This is a genomic window from Aquimarina sp. KJ22-3 (assembly GCF_055808215.1).
Map to the genome: position 1 here is coordinate 3,224,982 of NZ_CM147859.1, position 18,162 is coordinate 3,243,143.

Sequence of the window (18,162 nt, forward strand, 5' to 3'; positions counted from 1 at the left end):
GCTCTGCAAAGTACACAAACCTTGCGGAGCAAATTTATTATCTTTATCATTTAATCTTAAAACAAAAAACATGTTAGAAAAATTTGCAACTTTTAGAATTCAGAATACAAAAACAATATATGGTGGCACAAATGGTGATGGTGAACCTATTGAAAGTATAAGCCTAAGCTATGGAGAAATTCCAGTAACGACCACTAAGAAAAAATCAAAATAGGTCTATATTTTTATAGAATTTAGATAAACATAAAATTAAAATACTGGATAAAACCAGCTACTTTTTTGTAGTTGGTTTTTTTATTTTGACCTTCAACAACCGTTAAAACTTCTCTTTTTCAAAACATTGCCGTTTCAATATTTTTAAAACTTTTGGTAAATCCTTAATTTAGTAGGGCTTAAGAAAAAGAAAGGATTATGCTATTGCCAAGAACAAATATTCAAAAACAACTGAGTAAAGTAAGAGATAAAGCTTTTGATGCAGATAGCTGGAGGGCACAAGTGCAACAAGTACTTCTCGAAGATGCTCAGCATGAAGAGAGAATTCTGGAAAATCTGGATGCCGATGTTCCAGAAATACAAAACGATTTTGATTTTGATCAGCTAGAAACGAATCGCATCTACCATATTGATCAAATTAAAAAGATCTGTATTGATTATCGCCTACGGTTTTTGGATTCAAAATATTTTAAAGGAAAGCTTCCCAATTCAGCGGTTTCAGCAATCAAAGAATTAGAAAAAAAACATGATATAGAGCTCAAAGGGTTTAAAATCATAGCACCTTCAAAATTATTTAAGCTGGAAAATGCAGACGACCCCCTACTCTTCGCTCCTATGGGCAATGGGTATTTCTATTTGATACATAAATGGGGGAATGATCTACATCCGTTGCGCAAAGTAATGATGTGGTTCTTTAAAAGCTTCGAAAACTTACTAATTCTTACCTTTTTGGTAAGCGTATTACTTACCCTTATGGTTCCTAATGGACTGTTTAGCAAAACTAGTGACACTTCTACCTTTATTATGATTTTTTTCTTTATGTTTAAATCCGTAGCGGCGGTTGTTTTGTTTTATGGTTTTGCATTAGGTAAAAACTTCAACACCGCTATATGGAATAGTAAATATTTTAACGCATAAATTCATCCTATGTTCCCCAAAAGCGAATACGAAAGAGTCTATACTGGTAGTTTGATCAATGTACAATTTCTACAAACTGTTTTACAAGATCGCGGAATTAACTCGATCACAAGAGACGATATGAAATCAGGTATGATGGCTGGTTTCGGTGGTGGAATCCCGGATCACATCCAGCTTTTTGTAAAGAAAGTAGATATAGAAGAAGCCCTTCCTATTATTGAAAAGAGCCTATCCTAACTCTGTATGGAAGAAGAGAACAACAAAACTCCTCGTCGCACCTGGAACCTTATGATCGGTATCTCTTTGGTGTTGTTGGGTAGCTTGCGATTGTACAATCATATTCAACAAGAAGGAGAATGGAATTTTAGATCCATTACTATTATTATCTTTATCATTTTTGGAGCTTATTTGATCTTTAGGCATTTTCAACAACCTCCCCAAGATTAACTTTTTGAAGGAATTTGATGCATCGCCCTTTCTGAAATTGCGGTAATAGATAGCGAGGGATTTACTCCTGGATTTGCAGAAATCATAGAGCCATCACACACGTACATGTTTTCGTATCCAAACACTTTGTTATCCCTATCGATTACCCCTTTGGTTTTATCTTCGCCCATCACGGCACCACCCAAAATATGTGCTGTAGAGGGTATCCCTGCCAAAGGTTCTAAACCAAATACGGTTTCTTTTCCCATAGCTGCCCTGGCATAAGTCTTGGCTAATTGTAAGGATTCTGGAATAAAAGCAGATGGTTTTTTTCCTTCGGCTACCTTAGTGTTCATAATTCCTAAGCGATTTCGCTTAAATTTTAAGGTACTATCCAAGGTTTGCATGAACAATAGTACTGTGGTACTTTTTGCCCAGTCCCGAACTGTATACAGTTTGATATAAGACAGCGGGTGTTTGATAAAACTAGTAATCATCTTAGCCAGTCTAACAATGGTATTTTTACCATGAGTCAGCGGCAAATGTGATAAGCGCCAAAAACCGGATCCCTTAGCATATCTTACAATCTCCAAATGACTATTTTCATCAGTATTTAAAATGGAACCAATAGCCACTCCTTTGGACATGTCTTTTTTACCGTCTAAATTGGTCACACTGATCAAACTTTCATTATTAGTACGAATATCATACCCCAATCGATCTGAAATTTTAGGCAAAGAACCTTGTTTCAGTTTTAAAAGGAGTTTCACTGTCCCTAAAACTCCTCCTGAAAAGATAACTCCTTTGGCTTGTATTGATTTTTTGGATTTAAAAAATCGTGTCGATGATTTGCATTTCACTTCGTATCCATTGGTATTTGGGATCACATTATACACTTCTTGTTCTGCCAATATTTCTGCTCCCAGCTGTTGCGCCAAGTACAAATAGTTTTTGTCTAAAGTATTTTTTGCTCCTATTCGACATCCTGTCATACACCCTCCACAATAATTACATCCCGTTCTATCAGGGCCTTTACCATCAAAATAAGGGTCTGGTACAGTTACATTCGGTTTTCCAAAGAATACAGCTACATCAGTCGCTTCAAATTTATCTTCGATATTCATATTACTTGCAATCTCCTTCAACGTTTTATCTCCATCAAAAAAAACAGGATTTTTCTGCGCGCCCAGCATATGCAAAGCTGTTTTATAAAAAGGAGCCAGTTCCTTTTGCCAATCTGCTAGTGCCCCCCAACTTCCTGAAGTAAAAAACTTTTGTTTTGGAACTGGCAAAGTATTCGCATAGACCAAAGAACCTCCTCCAACACCAGTACCAGAAATCACAACTACATGTTTAAAAAAAGACATTTTCATGATACCAAACCATCTAAAAAAAGGCATCCACAACCATTTTTTTAGGTTCCAGTTAGATTTTGGAAAATCTTGAGGTTCATACCACTTCCCTTTTTCGATTACCAATACCTTGTACCCTTTTTCGGAGAGGCGTAGTGCACTTACTGATCCTCCAAACCCGCTTCCGATAATGATATAATCATAGTTTTCCTCTTTCATACATTTAGCTTTATAGTGGTTTTAGGACTGCAAATACAAGGTAAAATATATCCCTGCTCTTTTTCATGTTCCAAAAGAGCAATATCCTTGGTTTTCTTCCAATGTACTTCTCCTTCGATGAGTTTGGTTTTGCAAGTCCCACATTGCCCCATCCCGCAAGCATACGGAATCTCTTTTTGTGATGTAATTGCCCCTTCTAAAATGGTTTCCTCAGTATCTACAGAAAATGAAATCTCCTCTTGGTACATGATAAAAGACACCTCCTTTGTAATCCCTGAAAGCGTTGGTGTTTCTATAGCGAATTCTTCCGTATTAATATGGTCATTTCCAATTCCCAGTTTTGCCAACGCCTCTTTTGAAGCATCCATCATAGGTTTTGGCCCGCAGATATAGCACAATGAGTCCGACGGGATAAATTTCAGTAATTCATATTGTCGATTGCTGTCAAGCATATCAAAACTTAAAATATAACTAAATCTGCTTTCGAAGACTTCTGCCAATTGTTCTAATTCTTCTTTAAAAATCACATCCTCTGCGCTCCTGCATCCATAAAGCAAGGTGATATGGTGATTGTTACTATCTAGAAATGTTTTTAAAATAGACAACATTGGTGTAATACCACTTCCTCCTGCGACCAAAACAACAGGTTGCTTTACTGTTTCTGGTAATGTAAAATTGCCAAAAGGACCTGATACTTTTAATTTGGAATGCTCCCGTACATTAGTCAGCAAATGGTTGGATAGTTTACCCCCGGTACACCTTTTACGGCAATCGACAGTTTCCCGGTATTTGGGTTTTCGCAGATAGAATAGCATCTACTTACCAATACGTCATCTACATAATCTGAAATCACAACATATTGCCCTGGTTTAAACTTAAATGGAATTTGATCCAAATTCTTGAACGTTATTTTGATCGCATCGTGTGTTTCCTGAAATACATTTTCGACCTCAAGAATGTAACTCCATGTACTTCCTTTAATTAGGTCTACATAGGTATTTTTTCTTTTCATCAATCCAGAATCCTGAGTTCTGAATCCCTCAATTGTTGATTGTTCTTTCAATAGTTTCTTTTCATAATCCAAGAAGCAATTTTTGTAATTATAAAAGGGAACTCTGGGATACAAGTGATGCATCAAATGATAACTTTGATACAAGGAAATAAATTCTAACCCAGGAATAGTAATCACCCTGGTATTATGATACTTATCCAGATTATTATGTGGGTAATGAGGTATCCAATCGAATGAAAATGCCAGAATAGGCGCAGCAATTAGTGCACTCAATATAAAAACGTATAACAAGGTTAACCCTGCTCCTATAGCAATTAATCCAATTAAAGTGACGCTAAGGAATGTAATAAAAACTATGGACTGCTTACGAATTGATCGCATAGCAGGATCGGCTTTGCTATCTTCTCCTAGGGTCAAACCAAAGTAATGTCCTATTAATGTAAGGCATCTAAAGAAAATTGAAAATGCATTTTTCCCGTTAACGTAATGATCTGGATCTTTTGCAGGATCATTGGTATGCGCATGATGTCGAAGATGAATTACTTTAAATGCACTGAAAGGAAACAAGAGCAAAGCGCTAGAGATCCATCCAAGCATACTCTCTAAAAATACATAAGACTTTACACCCCCGGATATATTATTATGACTTGCCTCGTGTGCAATGGTAAACATCCCATAAGCCAACAATGCTCCTATTACTGATGTCCAAACTCCTGATAATCCATTTACATAAAAATAGGTGAGCATGACATATCCTATCAAAAGTCCAACAAACAAAAATATCGTAGGCCAAGCTACTTTTCCCGAATATTTTTGCCATACCGCTTGATTGTTCATAAACTAATTGATTATGTTTGAGAAACGAAAATATTTTTTCGAACTATTTGATAAATATAGTTCGATTTTATCAAAATAGCAAAAATGGGAAGGAAATCGCTATCCAAAGACAGAAAGGACAAAAACAAAAAGGTCGAACAATGGACCCAAGCCATACTCCCTAAACTTAAACAGGCCGACTTAGGTAATTTGACTATGGACGATCTTGCCGTATTAATGAATAAAAGCAAATCTACCATTTATCAATACTTTATTACTAAGGAAGAAATTTTTGAGTATATCACTCAAGTTCGTATAGACCGATTGTACAACTATAAAAATGAGATTACCCAAGAAATTATCGAGCCCAATTATAAATATGGTAAGCTAGCCGGTATTCTGGCTGAAGGTGCCAAAGACATTTCTGCCCATTATCTGAGGCAATTAAAACAGCACTATCCTACTGCATGGAAAATCATTGAGGATTTCTTGCACAGCCTGCTTCAGGATTTTAAACAATTTTATCTTTTGGGTATACAGAGCGATATGTTTAAGCCTGTTTCTGTAGATCTTTTGGTTAAATTAGACGAATACTTTATTATGCAACTCATTACGGACGATCAGTTTTTTACACAAAGTAAAGACACTTTAGAATCCACCATAAAAGATTATATGTATCTCAAGTTTGAAGGATTAATGATATAAAAAAAGCCTGCAAATGCAGGCTTTTTCTTTCTTCTATAAAGAGATGGTCTATACATTTACCGCATACATCTTATCTCTTAATTCCTTTATTTTGGCATCGCTCATGTACTCATCAAAAGTAGTATAACGATCAATTACACCGTTGGGTGTAAGTTCTATCACTCTATTACCAACGGTTTGCGAAAACTCATGATCATGGGTGGTAAACAGTACCGTTCCCTTAAATTTTTTCAAAGAATTGTTAAACGCCGTAATAGACTCTAAGTCCAAGTGGTTTGTAGGTTCATCCAACATAATCACATTGGCTCTAGTCATCATCATTTTTGATAACATACAACGTACTTTTTCTCCTCCGGACAGGACATTTGATTTTTTCAAAGCTTCTTCTCCACTAAAAATCATTTTACCCAAGAATCCACGAATAAACACTTCTTCTCTCTCCTCTTCTGTAGTTGCCCATTGGCGTAGCCAATCGACAAGTGTTAAGTCATTACTGAAGTATTCACTATTGTCTGCTGGTAAATAAGACTGTGCTGTTGTGATTCCCCAGGAATATGTTCCTGCATCAGCTTTTTGCTTATCATTAAGTATTTGATAAAATGCTGTTGTAGCTCTAGAATCTCTTGAGAATATTACTACTTTATCTCCTTTAGCCAGATTAATGTCAATATCTTTAAACAACAACTCTCCTTCAATACTAGCTGCTAATCCTTCTACGTTCAGAATCTGATCTCCGGCTTCTCTGTCTCTTTCAAAAATAATCGCAGGATAACGACGACTTGATGGTTTGATATCCTCAATATTTAGTTTTTCTATCATTTTCTTACGAGAAGTCGCTTGCTTAGATTTTGCCACATTGGCACTAAAACGGGCGATAAACTCCTGCAATTCCTTTTTCTTTTCTTCAGCTTTCTTGTTTTGCTGTGCTCTTTGTCTTGCTGCTAATTGAGAAGATTCATACCAAAATGTATAGTTACCACTATAGTGATTGATCTTTCCAAAATCAATATCAGATATATGTGTACAAACTGCATCCAAGAAGTGACGGTCGTGAGATACTACAATCACCGTATTGTCATAATTCGCCAAAAAGTTCTCTAACCAATTGATTGTTTCATAATCCAGATCATTGGTAGGCTCATCCATTATCAATACATCAGGGTTTCCAAAAAGACATTGTGCCAATAAGACACGTACTCTTTGTTTGGTATCCAGATCAGACATTTGTGTGTAGTGCAAATCCTCTTTGATTCCCAGATTTGAAAGCAAAGCAGCTGCATCGCTATCCGCATTCCAACCGTTCATTTCTTCAAACTCTACCTGTAACTCTCCTATCTTCTCAGCATTCTCATCGGTATAATCTGCATACAAGGCATCTATTTCCTTTTTGATCTTGTACAAAGGTTTATTACCCATAATTACCGTTTCTAGTACAGAAAACTCATCATATGCATAATGGTTCTGCTCTAAAACAGACATTCTTTTTCCTGGTTCGAGATGTACATGACCCGAAGTAGGCTCAGACACCCCAGAAAGGATTTTTAGAAATGTAGATTTCCCGGCTCCGTTTGCTCCAATAATACCGTAGCAATTACCTTGCGTAAATGATACGTTTACCTCGTCAAAAAGCACGCGTTTACCAAATTGAACCGAAAGATTAGAAACTGATAACATGATATAATAAATTGTAAGTTCGAATTCGCCGCAAAAGTAGAAAAATGCTTTCAGATCTAGAAACAATCTACCATTAAATTATCAGCTTTTACGAGATACAAAAAAGTAGGTTCCAGAAATAATTAATGTTTCAAAAAAGAAGGATATCGAGCGCTAAACTTCTAATAATATCCTAATTAGTAAAGAATTAACGTATCCTTAACAAACGTAGATACGGTTTCCCACTATTTTTGGCGAAATAGTTCGATAATTTAGACACCCAAAATGAAGCTCTTTCCTTTACAATATTTGATATATACTGCGGTATTGTCTGTAGCGTTTTGCGGCTGTGATTCTTCAAAGAAAAAGCCTAGAAACTACACCTATTTTGGTGGGGAAATTGTAAACCCGAACATCAACTATGTTATCTTATCCAAGGGTGACGAGCCGGGTGACACCTTATATCTTGATAAAAACAATAGGTTTTTTCATAAAATAGAGGATCTGGAAGAAGGAGTGTATGCGTTTAGACATAAACCGGAAAATCAATTGGTTTTATTAGAAAAGGGAGATAGTCTTCTTATTCGTTTGAATACCTTAGAATTTGATGAGTCTCTTGTTTTTACTGGTGACGGTGCCAGAAAAAACAATTTTTTGGTTGATATCTATCTTCAGAATGAAGTAGAAAGAGAACGGTTAAAAAGATCTGGACTACAACTTTCTCCTAATTATTTCAGAAAAAATCAAGACTCCTTATTACGTATCAAGCTAAATAGCTACAAACGATTTACAGACAAGTACGAATTAAGTCCTTTGGCGAAGAAGCTGACACAAGCTAGTTTTGTTTTTGACTACTATACTCGACACGAATTGTATTTTCATAGTAGATATGGTATCGGAGGCATGGATATGGCCAAAGATCTACCCGATTCATTTTTTGACTATCGCAACGAAATCAATTACAACGATAACGACCTTAAGAAGCTATATTCATACAATCGTTTTTTGAATTACTACTTTACTAATGCTTCATTATCGAAATATAGTAATCAACATTCTAAATATAAGGGACGTGTTGGTAGTGTGATTTACAAATTAGATCTTATCGATAGCGTCATTGATCACCCATATATCAAAAACAACCTTTTGAGAAGAGTTACCACCAATTTTTTATTGTACAGTAAAAAGGATTACGATTCCAAAAAGGTATTAAAACATTACTTATCAGTAAGCTCAAATAAGAAATCACAGCGAGAATTAAAGAAATTGGCAAGAGCTATCGGCCGATTGCAACCCAGTAATATGATCCCCGATCAAGATCTGATTACTTCCAATGGAGAACAAATAAAGCTCTCTTCTCTTTTCAACAAGTCGATTACTGCGCTCTATTTCTGGTCTATGGAAAGTAAAGATCACTATGTTAGAGCACACAAAAAAGCAGAATACCTTAGTGCCTTATATCCTGAAATCGATTTTATCGCCATCAATACGGATGACGAACAAACCAAAAATTGGTTAAAGACGATCAAAAGACACCATTATAATTTAGGTAAAGAATACGAGTTCAAATATCCTAAATGTTCTTCAGAAGAATTGGTAATTCATTCTACCAACAAGGTAATCCTGGTAGACCAGGAAGGCAGAATTATCAATGCCAAAGCCAATCTATTTTCTTCGGTATTCGAAAAGCAGTTGATGCAATACACAAGATTAGCCAGTTTGGAGTAATAAAAAAAGCCACTCGAAAGTGGCTCTCTTCATTTTTATAGTAATGCTGTTTTAGTTTCCTTTTTGATAATCTGCAAGGAATTTTGCTAACCCAATATCTGTCAAAGGGTGTTTCAATAATCCCTCTATTGAAGAAAGTGGTCCAGTCATTACATCTGCACCAATCTTAGCACAGTCGATTACATGCATCGTGTGTCTTACAGAAGCTGCCAAAATTTGCGTATCGAAACCATAGTTATCATAAATTGCTCTAATTTCTGCAATAAGATTCAATCCATCTGTAGAGATATCATCCAATCTACCGATAAATGGAGATACATAAGTTGCACCGGCTTTGGCTGCCAATAACGCCTGTCCTGGTGAGAATACCAATGTACAGTTTGTTTTGATTCCTTTATCACTAAAATACTTAATCGCCTTTATACCTTCTTTGATCATTGGTACTTTTACCACGATTTGATCATGCAATGCAGCAAGCTCCTCACCTTCTTTGATCATTCCTTCAAAATCTGTAGAGATTACCTCTGCACTTACATCTCCGGTAACGATCTCACATATCTTTTTATAATGATTGATAATGTTTTCTTTACCCGTGATACCTTCTTTTGCCATAAGAGATGGATTGGTTGTTACTCCATCCAAAACTCCAAGATCCTCTGCCTCTTTAATCTGGTCTAAGTTTGCAGTATCAATAAAAAATTTCATAATGTGATATTTAATTTGTTGTGTTTAGTTATTGTATTTCTTTCTGGTTGCGAAGATAAATATTCAAAATTGAAATTAACTCCTATTATCCAGCTATTTATTTCTCAAAAAGAAGTACTACAATTTGTAATGATTCATTAATAATTTCTCGTAGACTTTATCTGGTAATATTCGCTTCAACACAATAGAAAACTTTTGCATAAAAGCTCCTACTTTGTAGTGCACCTTGGGTTTACTAGCACCAATAACATTATATACTGCTTTTGCCATATCCATAGGATCACTACCAGCATCAACATGTTCGTCCATCAAAGACAATGACTTGCCATACGCTTGATGATAAGGAGAATCTTCTAATAAAGGAGTATGGTATCTTCCTGCTGCAATATTAGTAGCAAAATCTCCCGGCGCAATGTTTGTCATTTCTATATTGAACTGTTTCAATTCCATTCTCCAGGCTTCGGTAGTGATTTCTAAAGCCGCTTTTGATGCACTATACACTCCTCTATAAGGCAATCCCATATATCCAGCAATAGAAGTAACATTAATTACCAATCCTTTCCCTTGCTTTCGCATCAGTGGTAATACCGCTTTGGTTACATTAATCACTCCAAAATAATTGGTCGTAAAATTATTTAGGATTTCTTCTTCCGGAATTTCTTCTATCGGACCTGTAATTCCTGCACCTGCATTATTAATCAAAATGTCCAATTTACCATGACGTTTTTCAATTTCAGCAACAGCACCTTGTATACTTTGTTTGTCTGCCACATCTAATTGCAATAAGGAAAAAGGCTTGAAATCTTGAAATTTAGAAGGGTTACGACTTGTACCGTAAACCACAAATCCTTTTTCGGTCAAGAAGGTTCCGATAGATTTCCCTATCCCCGAAGAGCCTCCAGTGATAAGAACAACAGTAGTTTTTTGATCTGAATTCATGATCGCAAATATACAATTCTGCTTAACGAATTGTGCATAAAAAAAGAGGAAATATAAAGTGTGAGATTTCACAAAAAGGCACAAAAAAAGGCAAGCTACCTACATCACACCGCTACGACCGTATACCTTTGCTGCGTTCCCGCCCTGGAGGATTCAACAGGAGCTGGTTGTGTAGGACTTGCCGCTGCAAAGATACGATCTTTAATAGATAAAACAACCATTTTTTAAACCCAATTAAAATAAATATCTTGCCTCAAATAAGAATCACAATCATGAAAATCTGTAACTACTTCGTCGCCATTGCATTAAGCACTATAGTTTTTTCTTGCGGTAGCAATCAAGACAAGAAAAAAACTATTTTTCGATCACTACAGAGAACGATCAGGCTATTTTTAAGATCGGTGAAACCTTAAAAGCTAGCCTAAAAAATGATCAAAATATCCCTATTGATTCGGTAACCTATCTTTTTGGTGATCAAAAAACTCCTGCATCCGCTGGGTATTCTTTTTCAGAAAAAATTGACGACGAAAAGTTAGGGACTCATCTTCTAAAGGCACAAGTCTTCTATAATGGGAATGTAGATACCATCACCAAAAAAGTAACATTGCTTACCAATACTTCTCCAAAATTATATAAGTATAGAATCATTGCAGAATATCCTCATGATCAAGAAGCGTTTACTCAAGGATTAGAATTTGTTGGAGACACCTTATATGAAAGTACAGGTAAAAAAGGAAAATCTTCATTGCGCAAAGTTGATCTTACTACTGGGAAAGTACTGGTAAAAAAAGAAGTACCTGATCAATATTTTGCTGAAGGAATTACGATATTAAATAATAAAATCTTTCAACTAACCTGGTTAGCCAAAGAAGGATTCATATATGATCTCAATACCATGAGTAAAACCGGAAACTTTGCCTACAATGAGAGCAAAGAAGGTTGGGGATTGTGTAACGACGGAAAACAAATTTATAAAAGCGATGGTACAGAAAAGATTTGGATTCTTGACCCTGAGACGCTAGCAGAAAAAGAACACATCCAGGTGGTGACCAATAAAGGAATAAAAACCAAGTTTAACGAATTGGAATGGGTTGATGGAAAAATCTATGCGAATACTTGGCCGCGACAAGGATCTTCGAATAAATCTAATCTAAAAACAAGTATTACCATTATCAACCCAAAGAATGGAGCCATCGAAGCTGTGGTGGATCTTAGAGATCTTAGAAGTAAAGTTACGCAACACGAGGATTTGGATGTATTGAATGGTATTGCTTACAAAGCAGACACCAAACAGTTGTTTGTTACGGGGAAAAACTGGGACAAACTTTTTGAAATTGAGATCATTAAGTAAATTTCGCACATATTTCCTAAACGATAAAAATATACATATCGAGTTAATAATCTTCTAGTGATATAAAAATATATTGCAACACTATAATAAGTATCCCGTTATTGTTATAGACCAATAATAAACCGTACCTTTGCGGCTTATTTTTATAAACATGAATAAATTTCAAGCTTTAGGCCTCGGTGAAGATATTATAAAGGCGGTGAATGATATGGGATTTGAAACCCCAAGTGAGGTTCAGGAAAAGGCAATTCCTATTTTACTGAATGACGATACGGATATCGTTGCTCTTGCGCAAACCGGAACCGGTAAAACTGCGGCTTTTGGATTTCCGCTAATCGAAAAAATCGATCACAAGAGTAGAATTACACAAGGATTGATCTTATCTCCTACACGTGAGCTTTGCTTGCAAATTACAAACGAACTGAAGAATTATTCTAAATATATCCCTGAGCTTCATACTGTAGCAATATATGGAGGAGCAAGCATTTCTGAACAAGCAAAACAGATCAAGAGAGGTGCACAAATCGTGGTAGCCACTCCAGGTCGTATGCAGGATATGATCAATCGAAAAATGGTTGACATTTCTAATGTAGAATATTGTGTGCTAGACGAAGCTGACGAAATGCTAAACATGGGATTCTTTGAAGATATCAATGCGATATTATCCCATACGCCAGAAGATAAAAATACATGGTTGTTTTCGGCGACAATGCCCAAAGAGGTAGCTTCTATTGCCAAACGCTTTATGACCGCACCAATAGAAATAACTGTTGGTCATAAAAATACCGGGTCTAAAAATGTATCTCACGAATATTACGTGGTGAATTCCAGAGATCGTTATGCTGCTTTAAAACGTTTGGCAGATGCGAACCCTGATATCTTTTCTGTTATTTTTTGTAGAACCAAAAGAGATACTCAAAAAGTTGCAGAAAATCTTATCGGAGATGGATATAATGCTGCAGCATTACATGGTGATCTAAGTCAGAATCAAAGAGATTTGGTGATGAAGAGTTTTAGAAATAGGCAAATCCAAATGCTGGTTGCCACTGATGTTGCTGCTCGTGGGATTGATGTAGACGATGTAACGCACGTAATCAACTATCAATTGCCAGACGAAATAGAAACCTACACCCACCGTAGTGGTCGAACCGGACGTGCGGGAAAGAGTGGTGTTTCTATGGTGATCGTATCCAAAAGTGAACTCAGAAAGATCAAGTCGATTGAGCGTATCATCAAAAAGAGTTTTGAGAAGAAAGAAATTCCAAGTGGAGAAGAAATCTGTCAGGTACAGCTATTTCACTTGGCTAGTGATATAGGAAAAGCTGAAATCAATCATGAAATTGACCCTTATTTACCTTCAATTCATGAGGTTCTGGAAGGTTTTTCAAAAGAAGAATTAATTAAGAAATTCTTTTCTGTAGAGTTTACGCGTTTCCATAATTATTATAAAAACACTAGAGATCTTAATGCCGCTGGTGGTGATGGTGATCATGGTCATAGTGCAAATGGAACTACACGATACTTTATCAATGTAGGAGAAAAAGATGGATTTGACTGGATGACATTAAAGGACTTCTTGAAAGAAGTGTTAGAATTAGACAGTAATTCTCTAAGCCGTGTCGATGTAAAAGAAAATTTCTCTTTCTTTAATACGGTTTCAGAATATCAGGATCGGGTTTTGGCTGTTTTTGAAGACTTCAAAATGGAAGGTCGCAAGGTAAATGTAGAAATCTCAAAAGCTCCAGGAGGTCGAAAAGGCGGGAAACGAAAAAGAGATGGAGGCGGCTTCAAGGGTAAAAGAAGAAGCGAAGGGTTCAAACCTAAAGGAAGAAATAAATTCAGTAAAAATGAGGGACGTAGTAATAATGATTCCTCAAGAAGAGATCGAAGAAAACGCAGAGATCGAAGGTAAATTTGAGGTTAATTAACAACCTTATATGAATTTTGGCCCGATTTTTATGTTATCTTCATGTACAATGAACGTCATATATAATATATGAAGAAACTAATATTTTATATTACACTTATAGTTGGTATCATTTCTTATGGTCAGGAAACCACTGGAGAGGTATCTGGTAAGGTATTGAATGCGGCCAATGATCAAGTGCTGGAAAATGTGCATATCGTAAACTTAAGCCAGGTTATCGGGACCATTACCAATAGCGAAGGGGATTTTACCATTCCTGCAAAAGTAAACGACACCTTATACTTTTCTTATATCGGATACAAACCTTTGAAGGTAAGAGTAACCAACGACTGGATTAAATTTGGAGATGTAAAGATCAAAATGACAGAGCTTGGTATTGCTTTGGAAGAGGTCGTGGTGGCCGATGTTCAACTAACAGGATATTTGGAGATCGATGCCAAACGTATTCCGGTTTATAACAATTATCGATACAGTATTTCTGGACTTAACTCTGGTTATGAGGGGGTAGCAGACAACCGGGAGCTGTAAATAAAGTTTTGGGTGCTATATTTAATCCTGCCGATTTTCTCTATAATATATTCAGTAAACGTTCTAAAGAGTTGCGAAAATTGCGCAAAATGAAAAAGGACGACGAGATACGAAATCTTCTTGAAAATAAGTTTGACAGAGCTACCTTGATGGCTCTATTGCAAATAGAGCGCCTGGATATTGATGAAATCCTGAGAAACTGTAATTACTCTGCCGACTTCATAAAATTTGCAAATGACCTTCAAATTCTGGATGCTATTAGCGAATGCTATGAAGAGTATAAAATATTAGACAGAAAATAGTCCCAATTATTTTAACGCCCAAAAGGTTTATTGCATAGAATGCAAGGCTATTCTATTACCTTCAGAATCGATAAAATAAGCCATGTATCCATTGCTTTCTGAAATTTGTTTTTTTTCAGCAATGACTTGTCCTCCTGCTTCTGCGACTCTACCAATTTCATTAGCTACATCCTCGCATGAGAAATAGATCAACACCCCATCCTTGCCTGGTTTATAATGATCACCAGCACGAATCAAGGTACCTGTAGCCATCCCTGAAGCACTTTTGTTAGGAAACCAACCCATTTCAAGGTCTCCCATTTTATGAACGGTAATTTTCAGGTCAAAAACGATTTCATAGAACGTTTTTGCGCGTTGCATATTTGCTACAGGAATTTCGAACCAGTTTATCATTTTGTACGATTTTAGATGTTAGCAACTACAATATACTTTACATTTTATAGGGTATTCAAAAAAATATGTGAATGTTAGTACTAATTATGTGTATTCTCTAAAAATAGGTTGCAAAGTAATATCTCAAAGCTTTCTATGATTCTTGACCTTTGTAGTAACGTTCAATAATTTTTTCATGACTTTTGATTGCTTTCTTGGCCCACTCCATTCGTTTCTCGAGCTTTTCTTCTTCAGACAATTGCCAAACGATATCCGATTGTCTTAACTTGTTAGTCACATGTTGCAATATGATTGCTGCTGATACCGAAATATTGAGACTTTCTGTAAAGCCAACCATAGGAATGTGTAGATTGGTATCTGCAGCTTCCAGAACAAGATCGCTAAGCCCAAATTGTTCTCTACCAAAAAAGAAAACCGAAGGTTTTGCAATATCAAAGTCTTCCAAAACTTTGGAATCCTCATGAGGAGTTGTGGCTACGATTTGATAACCCTGTTTTTTGAGAGATTGTATACAATCTTTTGTAGTAGCATATTGATTAACATCTACCCACTTTTGAGCTCCCATTGCGATCTCTCTATCAATTCTTTTTTGGTTTACCTCTTCAATGACATGAACATTTTGCACCCCAAAAACATCACAACTCCGTATTACAGCACTCGTATTATGCAATTGGTACACATCTTCTATCGCTACTGTAAAATGGTTAGTTCTTTTACTCAATACACTATCGTACAACCCAAGTCGTCTGGGTGTAAGAAAAGATTCTAAATATGTGAGAAGATCGGTATCTATCATAAATGCTAAAATATAAAATTGAATGATAAATACTTTTATAAATAGACTCGCCCGATCATTATGTCGGGCGAGTCTCCTAAAATCTACATTTAATTTACTAAAACACTAAAAGTTAAATATGTTTGTGGTTTATTTTTTTCAAAGTAAAACCCCCAGAATTACCCCTAAAGCCGGGGGGTTTAAAGTAAACACATCGTCAAAATGCATCGTTATAGTTCTGCATTCTCATACAGAACTTATATTTTGTCCTACTATCAATTCGTATCCATTGTTAATCTGTTTTTAGAAAATGGAACTTTATGTACTATTATATGTGTCAATAAGGATATTGTATTCACCATCAATTCGTTGGATTTAGCCTTATCAAAACGACCAAACAATAAAGAAGGCGATATATAAAAGAATCTTGTTAAGAAAATCTTAAAAATATTACGGATACTCCGTAAAAAACCTACAGAATTCCTATCTTTCGAACACATTAGAAAATGCTGAAAGCACTTACATTTCTCTGCAATGAGGAATATTTTTTTATGAAGAAGTACCAAGAAATTGGTAAACACAAGAAGTAATAATTCTCTCATAATGGTTAATTTACTATTAATCGTTATTCACACCCTGCTTTTGTTGGCTCGCCAAAGTTTTACAAATAGCGGGGTTGTTTTTTAGTTTTCTAATTAACTGCTTATGCTAAACACTTAATCAGAAATCTAAAGTTTACAACATATCATTCATTATAACAGTATCGAAAAAAGAAACTGTTTTTGACTCATTTCACAATATATGTTTTCGTATTCCTCTTACTTCCTTCTTCCTAAAATCGTTTCTTAAGAAGAACATTATCTTTTGTACACTTACGCACTAAAAATAATTGAATTTAAGAAAGCTCAAGGTGGCGCAAAAAATAAACTTTCCTTTCCCTTTGATATTACTTTCTGTTCCCAATAACATAATACTTTTTAAAGATAAGTACATTTTACTAAACTTAAATAATTTTGAACCTCACAATTGTTACGTTAAAACCGTAAAATTTAATTTTATTTAAAGTTTACCCCTCATCAACAGGGAAATACTCATGAAAAATGCGGTTTTTATCTTGTACTAATATATCCATATGCTATCTTATTTTTATTTAATCAGAATAAATTCACTGATTTGCTTTATCATCAAGGCTTATTGCTATACTCTCTATTTTCAAGTTATACATCAAAAGAAACGAGGAGTTAGCATTCTGTTGTATTTCTTAAACAATTCAAATCGTAACATTACTTCATAACTTCCATCATTAAATTGTGATTGACCTAATTCTGTGGTTTCTCTATCATATGCAAATCCGATCATCATAGCATCTGATATTTGGAACGCAACTTGTCCAGTTACGGCTGCACTCCATCGATAGGCAACTCCTAAAGTCAAGCGTTCGTACATTAAGAAATTAGCAGACACATCTACTTGTAACGGAGTACCAAAAACCAATTTGGTTAACAATGCGGGTTTAAACTTCAGATCATCTGTAATATCAAAAACATTACCTGCGATTAAATAATAGTTGATGCGTTCTTCAGCCAAAAAACTAACTGCATCACTATCACTACTGGTAGAGCTTTCGTCAAAATGATCTGTCTCCAATAAATTTGGAGCACTTAACCCCAAATAAAACTTATTAGTGTGATAGTAGACCCCTACTCCTACCTGAGGGCTAAACTTATTGTCAATATTATTCTCAAACAGCGCGTCATTTTGATTAAACTGTACCAATTCCTGAAAATCAACATTCAGTAAGTGTGCGCCTCCTTTAATCCCAAAACTTAGCTTACCTATCTCTGAAGTAGGAATAGTATACGAAAAATCGACTCCTATATATGTCTCATTCGTCGGTCCTATTTCGTCATTGACCACAGAAAGTCCGATTCCAAGACGTTCGTTCTCTCCTATTGGAGAATTCAGGGTTAGCGTTTGGGTTCTTGGAGCTCCATCCAGGCCTACCCATTGACTTCTATGTAATCCCATGACACTCATTACTCCTCGGCTTCCAGCATAGGCAGGGTTTACACTTATTGTATTGTACATATATTGTGTATACTGTGCATCTTGTTGGGCATAAGTAATATGAAATACCAAACTCAAAACGGCAATACTAATTAATTGTATATTTTTCATTCAATTCAATTTAATATTCAGA

The 18,162-nt window shown here is 35.6% G+C and carries 17 protein-coding genes, 1 other RNA gene and 1 pseudogene; 9 read left to right on the forward strand and 10 right to left on the reverse strand.

Annotated elements, in window-relative coordinates; translation table 11 throughout:
- Positions 1–70 precede the first annotated feature (70 nt).
- The 4 genes from AC0L3Q_RS14925 to AC0L3Q_RS14940 all read left to right on the forward strand — a co-directional run bounded on the left by AC0L3Q_RS14925 (position 71) and on the right by AC0L3Q_RS14940 (position 1,578).
- Positions 71–214 carry a hypothetical protein gene (locus tag AC0L3Q_RS14925; protein WP_473280529.1) on the forward strand — a complete coding sequence of 48 codons (144 nt, stop codon included), beginning with the start codon at positions 71–73 and terminating at the stop codon, positions 212–214.
- 197 nt (positions 215–411) lie between these two features.
- Complete coding sequence (locus AC0L3Q_RS14930; protein ID WP_473280530.1) at positions 412–1,131, forward strand: hypothetical protein; 720 nt, start codon at positions 412–414, stop codon at positions 1,129–1,131.
- 9 nt (positions 1,132–1,140) lie between these two features.
- Positions 1,141–1,368, forward strand: a complete 228-nt coding sequence (locus tag AC0L3Q_RS14935; protein WP_473280531.1) for a putative signal transducing protein — start codon at positions 1,141–1,143, stop codon at positions 1,366–1,368.
- 6 nt (positions 1,369–1,374) lie between these two features.
- On the forward strand, positions 1,375–1,578 hold the full coding sequence (locus tag AC0L3Q_RS14940) for a hypothetical protein (protein ID WP_473280534.1): 204 nt from the start codon (positions 1,375–1,377) through the stop codon (positions 1,576–1,578).
- Here AC0L3Q_RS14940 and AC0L3Q_RS14945 read toward each other — a convergent pair.
- From AC0L3Q_RS14945 to AC0L3Q_RS14955, 3 genes are read right to left on the reverse strand one after another with little or no spacing between them, the layout of a single operon-like run.
- The gene (locus tag AC0L3Q_RS14945) at positions 1,575–3,128 is read right to left on the reverse strand and encodes a GMC oxidoreductase (protein WP_473280536.1); all 1,554 of its coding nucleotides are present in this window, start codon (positions 3,126–3,128) and stop codon (positions 1,575–1,577) included. The two genes, AC0L3Q_RS14940 and AC0L3Q_RS14945, sit on opposite strands and share 4 nt — an antisense overlap.
- Positions 3,125–3,859, reverse strand: a complete 735-nt coding sequence (locus AC0L3Q_RS14950; protein WP_473280538.1) for a 2Fe-2S iron-sulfur cluster-binding protein — start codon at positions 3,857–3,859, stop codon at positions 3,125–3,127. Before AC0L3Q_RS14950 ends, AC0L3Q_RS14945 begins: the two co-directional genes overlap by 4 nt.
- Positions 3,853–4,977 carry a fatty acid desaturase family protein gene (locus AC0L3Q_RS14955; protein WP_473280541.1) on the reverse strand — a complete coding sequence of 375 codons (1,125 nt, stop codon included), beginning with the start codon at positions 4,975–4,977 and terminating at the stop codon, positions 3,853–3,855. Before AC0L3Q_RS14955 ends, AC0L3Q_RS14950 begins: the two co-directional genes overlap by 7 nt.
- Before the next feature lie 84 nt (positions 4,978–5,061).
- Here AC0L3Q_RS14955 and AC0L3Q_RS14960 point away from each other — a divergent pair, with 84 nt between their 5' ends.
- Positions 5,062–5,661, forward strand: coding sequence for a TetR/AcrR family transcriptional regulator (locus tag AC0L3Q_RS14960; protein WP_473280544.1), 600 nt, complete (start codon positions 5,062–5,064; stop codon positions 5,659–5,661).
- A gap of 48 nt (positions 5,662–5,709) precedes the next feature.
- Here AC0L3Q_RS14960 and AC0L3Q_RS14965 read toward each other — a convergent pair whose 3' ends face one another.
- Entirely contained in the window at positions 5,710–7,335 is a 1,626-nt protein-coding gene (locus AC0L3Q_RS14965; RefSeq protein ID WP_473280546.1) for an ABC-F family ATP-binding cassette domain-containing protein, read from the reverse strand.
- A gap of 264 nt (positions 7,336–7,599) precedes the next feature.
- Here AC0L3Q_RS14965 and AC0L3Q_RS14970 point away from each other — a divergent pair, with 264 nt between their 5' ends.
- The gene (locus AC0L3Q_RS14970) at positions 7,600–9,042 is read left to right on the forward strand and encodes a peroxiredoxin family protein (protein WP_473280548.1); all 1,443 of its coding nucleotides are present in this window, start codon (positions 7,600–7,602) and stop codon (positions 9,040–9,042) included.
- 51 nt (positions 9,043–9,093) lie between these two features.
- Here the strand turns inward: AC0L3Q_RS14970 and fsa are convergent, their stop codons facing one another.
- The 3 genes from fsa to ffs form a co-directional block, all read right to left on the reverse strand.
- Positions 9,094–9,747 (reverse strand): fructose-6-phosphate aldolase, encoded by a 654-nt coding sequence (gene fsa / locus AC0L3Q_RS14975; RefSeq protein WP_473280550.1) that lies wholly within the window; start codon positions 9,745–9,747, stop codon positions 9,094–9,096.
- A 117-nt stretch (positions 9,748–9,864) separates the two neighbouring features.
- Positions 9,865–10,686 carry an SDR family oxidoreductase gene (locus AC0L3Q_RS14980; protein ID WP_473280552.1) on the reverse strand — a complete coding sequence of 274 codons (822 nt, stop codon included), beginning with the start codon at positions 10,684–10,686 and terminating at the stop codon, positions 9,865–9,867.
- Positions 10,687–10,771: 85 nt separating this feature from the next.
- Positions 10,772–10,870, reverse strand: an RNA gene (gene ffs, locus AC0L3Q_RS14985) — signal recognition particle sRNA small type.
- 420 nt (positions 10,871–11,290) lie between these two features.
- On the opposite strand from ffs, the gene AC0L3Q_RS14990 reads away from it, so the two are divergent.
- From AC0L3Q_RS14990 to AC0L3Q_RS15000, 3 genes and pseudogenes are all read left to right on the forward strand, one after another.
- A complete protein-coding gene (locus AC0L3Q_RS14990) occupies positions 11,291–12,037 on the forward strand; it encodes a glutaminyl-peptide cyclotransferase (RefSeq protein ID WP_473280554.1) in 747 nt (248 codons plus the stop codon).
- 151 nt (positions 12,038–12,188) lie between these two features.
- A complete protein-coding gene (locus AC0L3Q_RS14995) occupies positions 12,189–13,949 on the forward strand; it encodes a DEAD/DEAH box helicase (protein ID WP_473280556.1) in 1,761 nt (586 codons plus the stop codon).
- 84 nt (positions 13,950–14,033) lie between these two features.
- Positions 14,034–14,794 (forward strand): annotated as a pseudogene (locus AC0L3Q_RS15000) (carboxypeptidase-like regulatory domain-containing protein).
- A gap of 27 nt (positions 14,795–14,821) precedes the next feature.
- On the opposite strand, the gene AC0L3Q_RS15005 reads toward AC0L3Q_RS15000, so the two are convergent.
- From AC0L3Q_RS15005 to AC0L3Q_RS15015, 3 genes are all read right to left on the reverse strand, one after another.
- Positions 14,822–15,187 (reverse strand): VOC family protein, encoded by a 366-nt coding sequence (locus AC0L3Q_RS15005; protein ID WP_473280558.1) that lies wholly within the window; start codon positions 15,185–15,187, stop codon positions 14,822–14,824.
- 133 nt (positions 15,188–15,320) lie between these two features.
- Positions 15,321–15,983 (reverse strand): TrmH family RNA methyltransferase, encoded by a 663-nt coding sequence (locus AC0L3Q_RS15010; protein ID WP_473280560.1) that lies wholly within the window; start codon positions 15,981–15,983, stop codon positions 15,321–15,323.
- Between the two features lie 1,203 nt (positions 15,984–17,186).
- Positions 17,187–18,140: a PorP/SprF family type IX secretion system membrane protein gene (locus AC0L3Q_RS15015; protein ID WP_473280562.1), complete on the reverse strand. Its 954-nt coding sequence runs from the start codon at positions 18,138–18,140 to the stop codon at positions 17,187–17,189.
- Positions 18,141–18,162: the final 22 nt, after the last annotated feature.

What these genes read in the sequence shown, in the direction of transcription:
- AC0L3Q_RS14925 (WP_473280529.1), top strand. Translation starts at nt 71, where the DNA reads ATGTTAGAAAAATTTGCAACTTTTAGAATTCAGAATACAAAAACAATA.
- AC0L3Q_RS14930 (WP_473280530.1), top strand. Translation starts at nt 412, where the DNA reads ATGCTATTGCCAAGAACAAATATTCAAAAACAACTGAGTAAAGTAAGA.
- AC0L3Q_RS14935 (WP_473280531.1), top strand. Translation starts at nt 1,141, where the DNA reads ATGTTCCCCAAAAGCGAATACGAAAGAGTCTATACTGGTAGTTTGATC.
- AC0L3Q_RS14940 (WP_473280534.1), top strand. Translation starts at nt 1,375, where the DNA reads ATGGAAGAAGAGAACAACAAAACTCCTCGTCGCACCTGGAACCTTATG.
- AC0L3Q_RS14945 (WP_473280536.1), bottom strand. Translation starts at nt 3,128, where the DNA reads ATGAAAGAGGAAAACTATGATTATATCATTATCGGAAGCGGGTTTGGA.
- AC0L3Q_RS14955 (WP_473280541.1), bottom strand. Translation starts at nt 4,977, where the DNA reads ATGAACAATCAAGCGGTATGGCAAAAATATTCGGGAAAAGTAGCTTGG.
- AC0L3Q_RS14960 (WP_473280544.1), top strand. Translation starts at nt 5,062, where the DNA reads ATGGGAAGGAAATCGCTATCCAAAGACAGAAAGGACAAAAACAAAAAG.
- AC0L3Q_RS14965 (WP_473280546.1), bottom strand. Translation starts at nt 7,335, where the DNA reads ATGTTATCAGTTTCTAATCTTTCGGTTCAATTTGGTAAACGCGTGCTT.
- AC0L3Q_RS14970 (WP_473280548.1), top strand. Translation starts at nt 7,600, where the DNA reads ATGAAGCTCTTTCCTTTACAATATTTGATATATACTGCGGTATTGTCT.
- fsa (WP_473280550.1), bottom strand. Translation starts at nt 9,747, where the DNA reads ATGAAATTTTTTATTGATACTGCAAACTTAGACCAGATTAAAGAGGCA.
- AC0L3Q_RS14980 (WP_473280552.1), bottom strand. Translation starts at nt 10,686, where the DNA reads ATGAATTCAGATCAAAAAACTACTGTTGTTCTTATCACTGGAGGCTCT.
- AC0L3Q_RS14995 (WP_473280556.1), top strand. Translation starts at nt 12,189, where the DNA reads ATGAATAAATTTCAAGCTTTAGGCCTCGGTGAAGATATTATAAAGGCG.
- AC0L3Q_RS15005 (WP_473280558.1), bottom strand. Translation starts at nt 15,187, where the DNA reads ATGATAAACTGGTTCGAAATTCCTGTAGCAAATATGCAACGCGCAAAA.
- AC0L3Q_RS15010 (WP_473280560.1), bottom strand. Translation starts at nt 15,983, where the DNA reads ATGATAGATACCGATCTTCTCACATATTTAGAATCTTTTCTTACACCC.
- AC0L3Q_RS15015 (WP_473280562.1), bottom strand. Translation starts at nt 18,140, where the DNA reads ATGAAAAATATACAATTAATTAGTATTGCCGTTTTGAGTTTGGTATTT.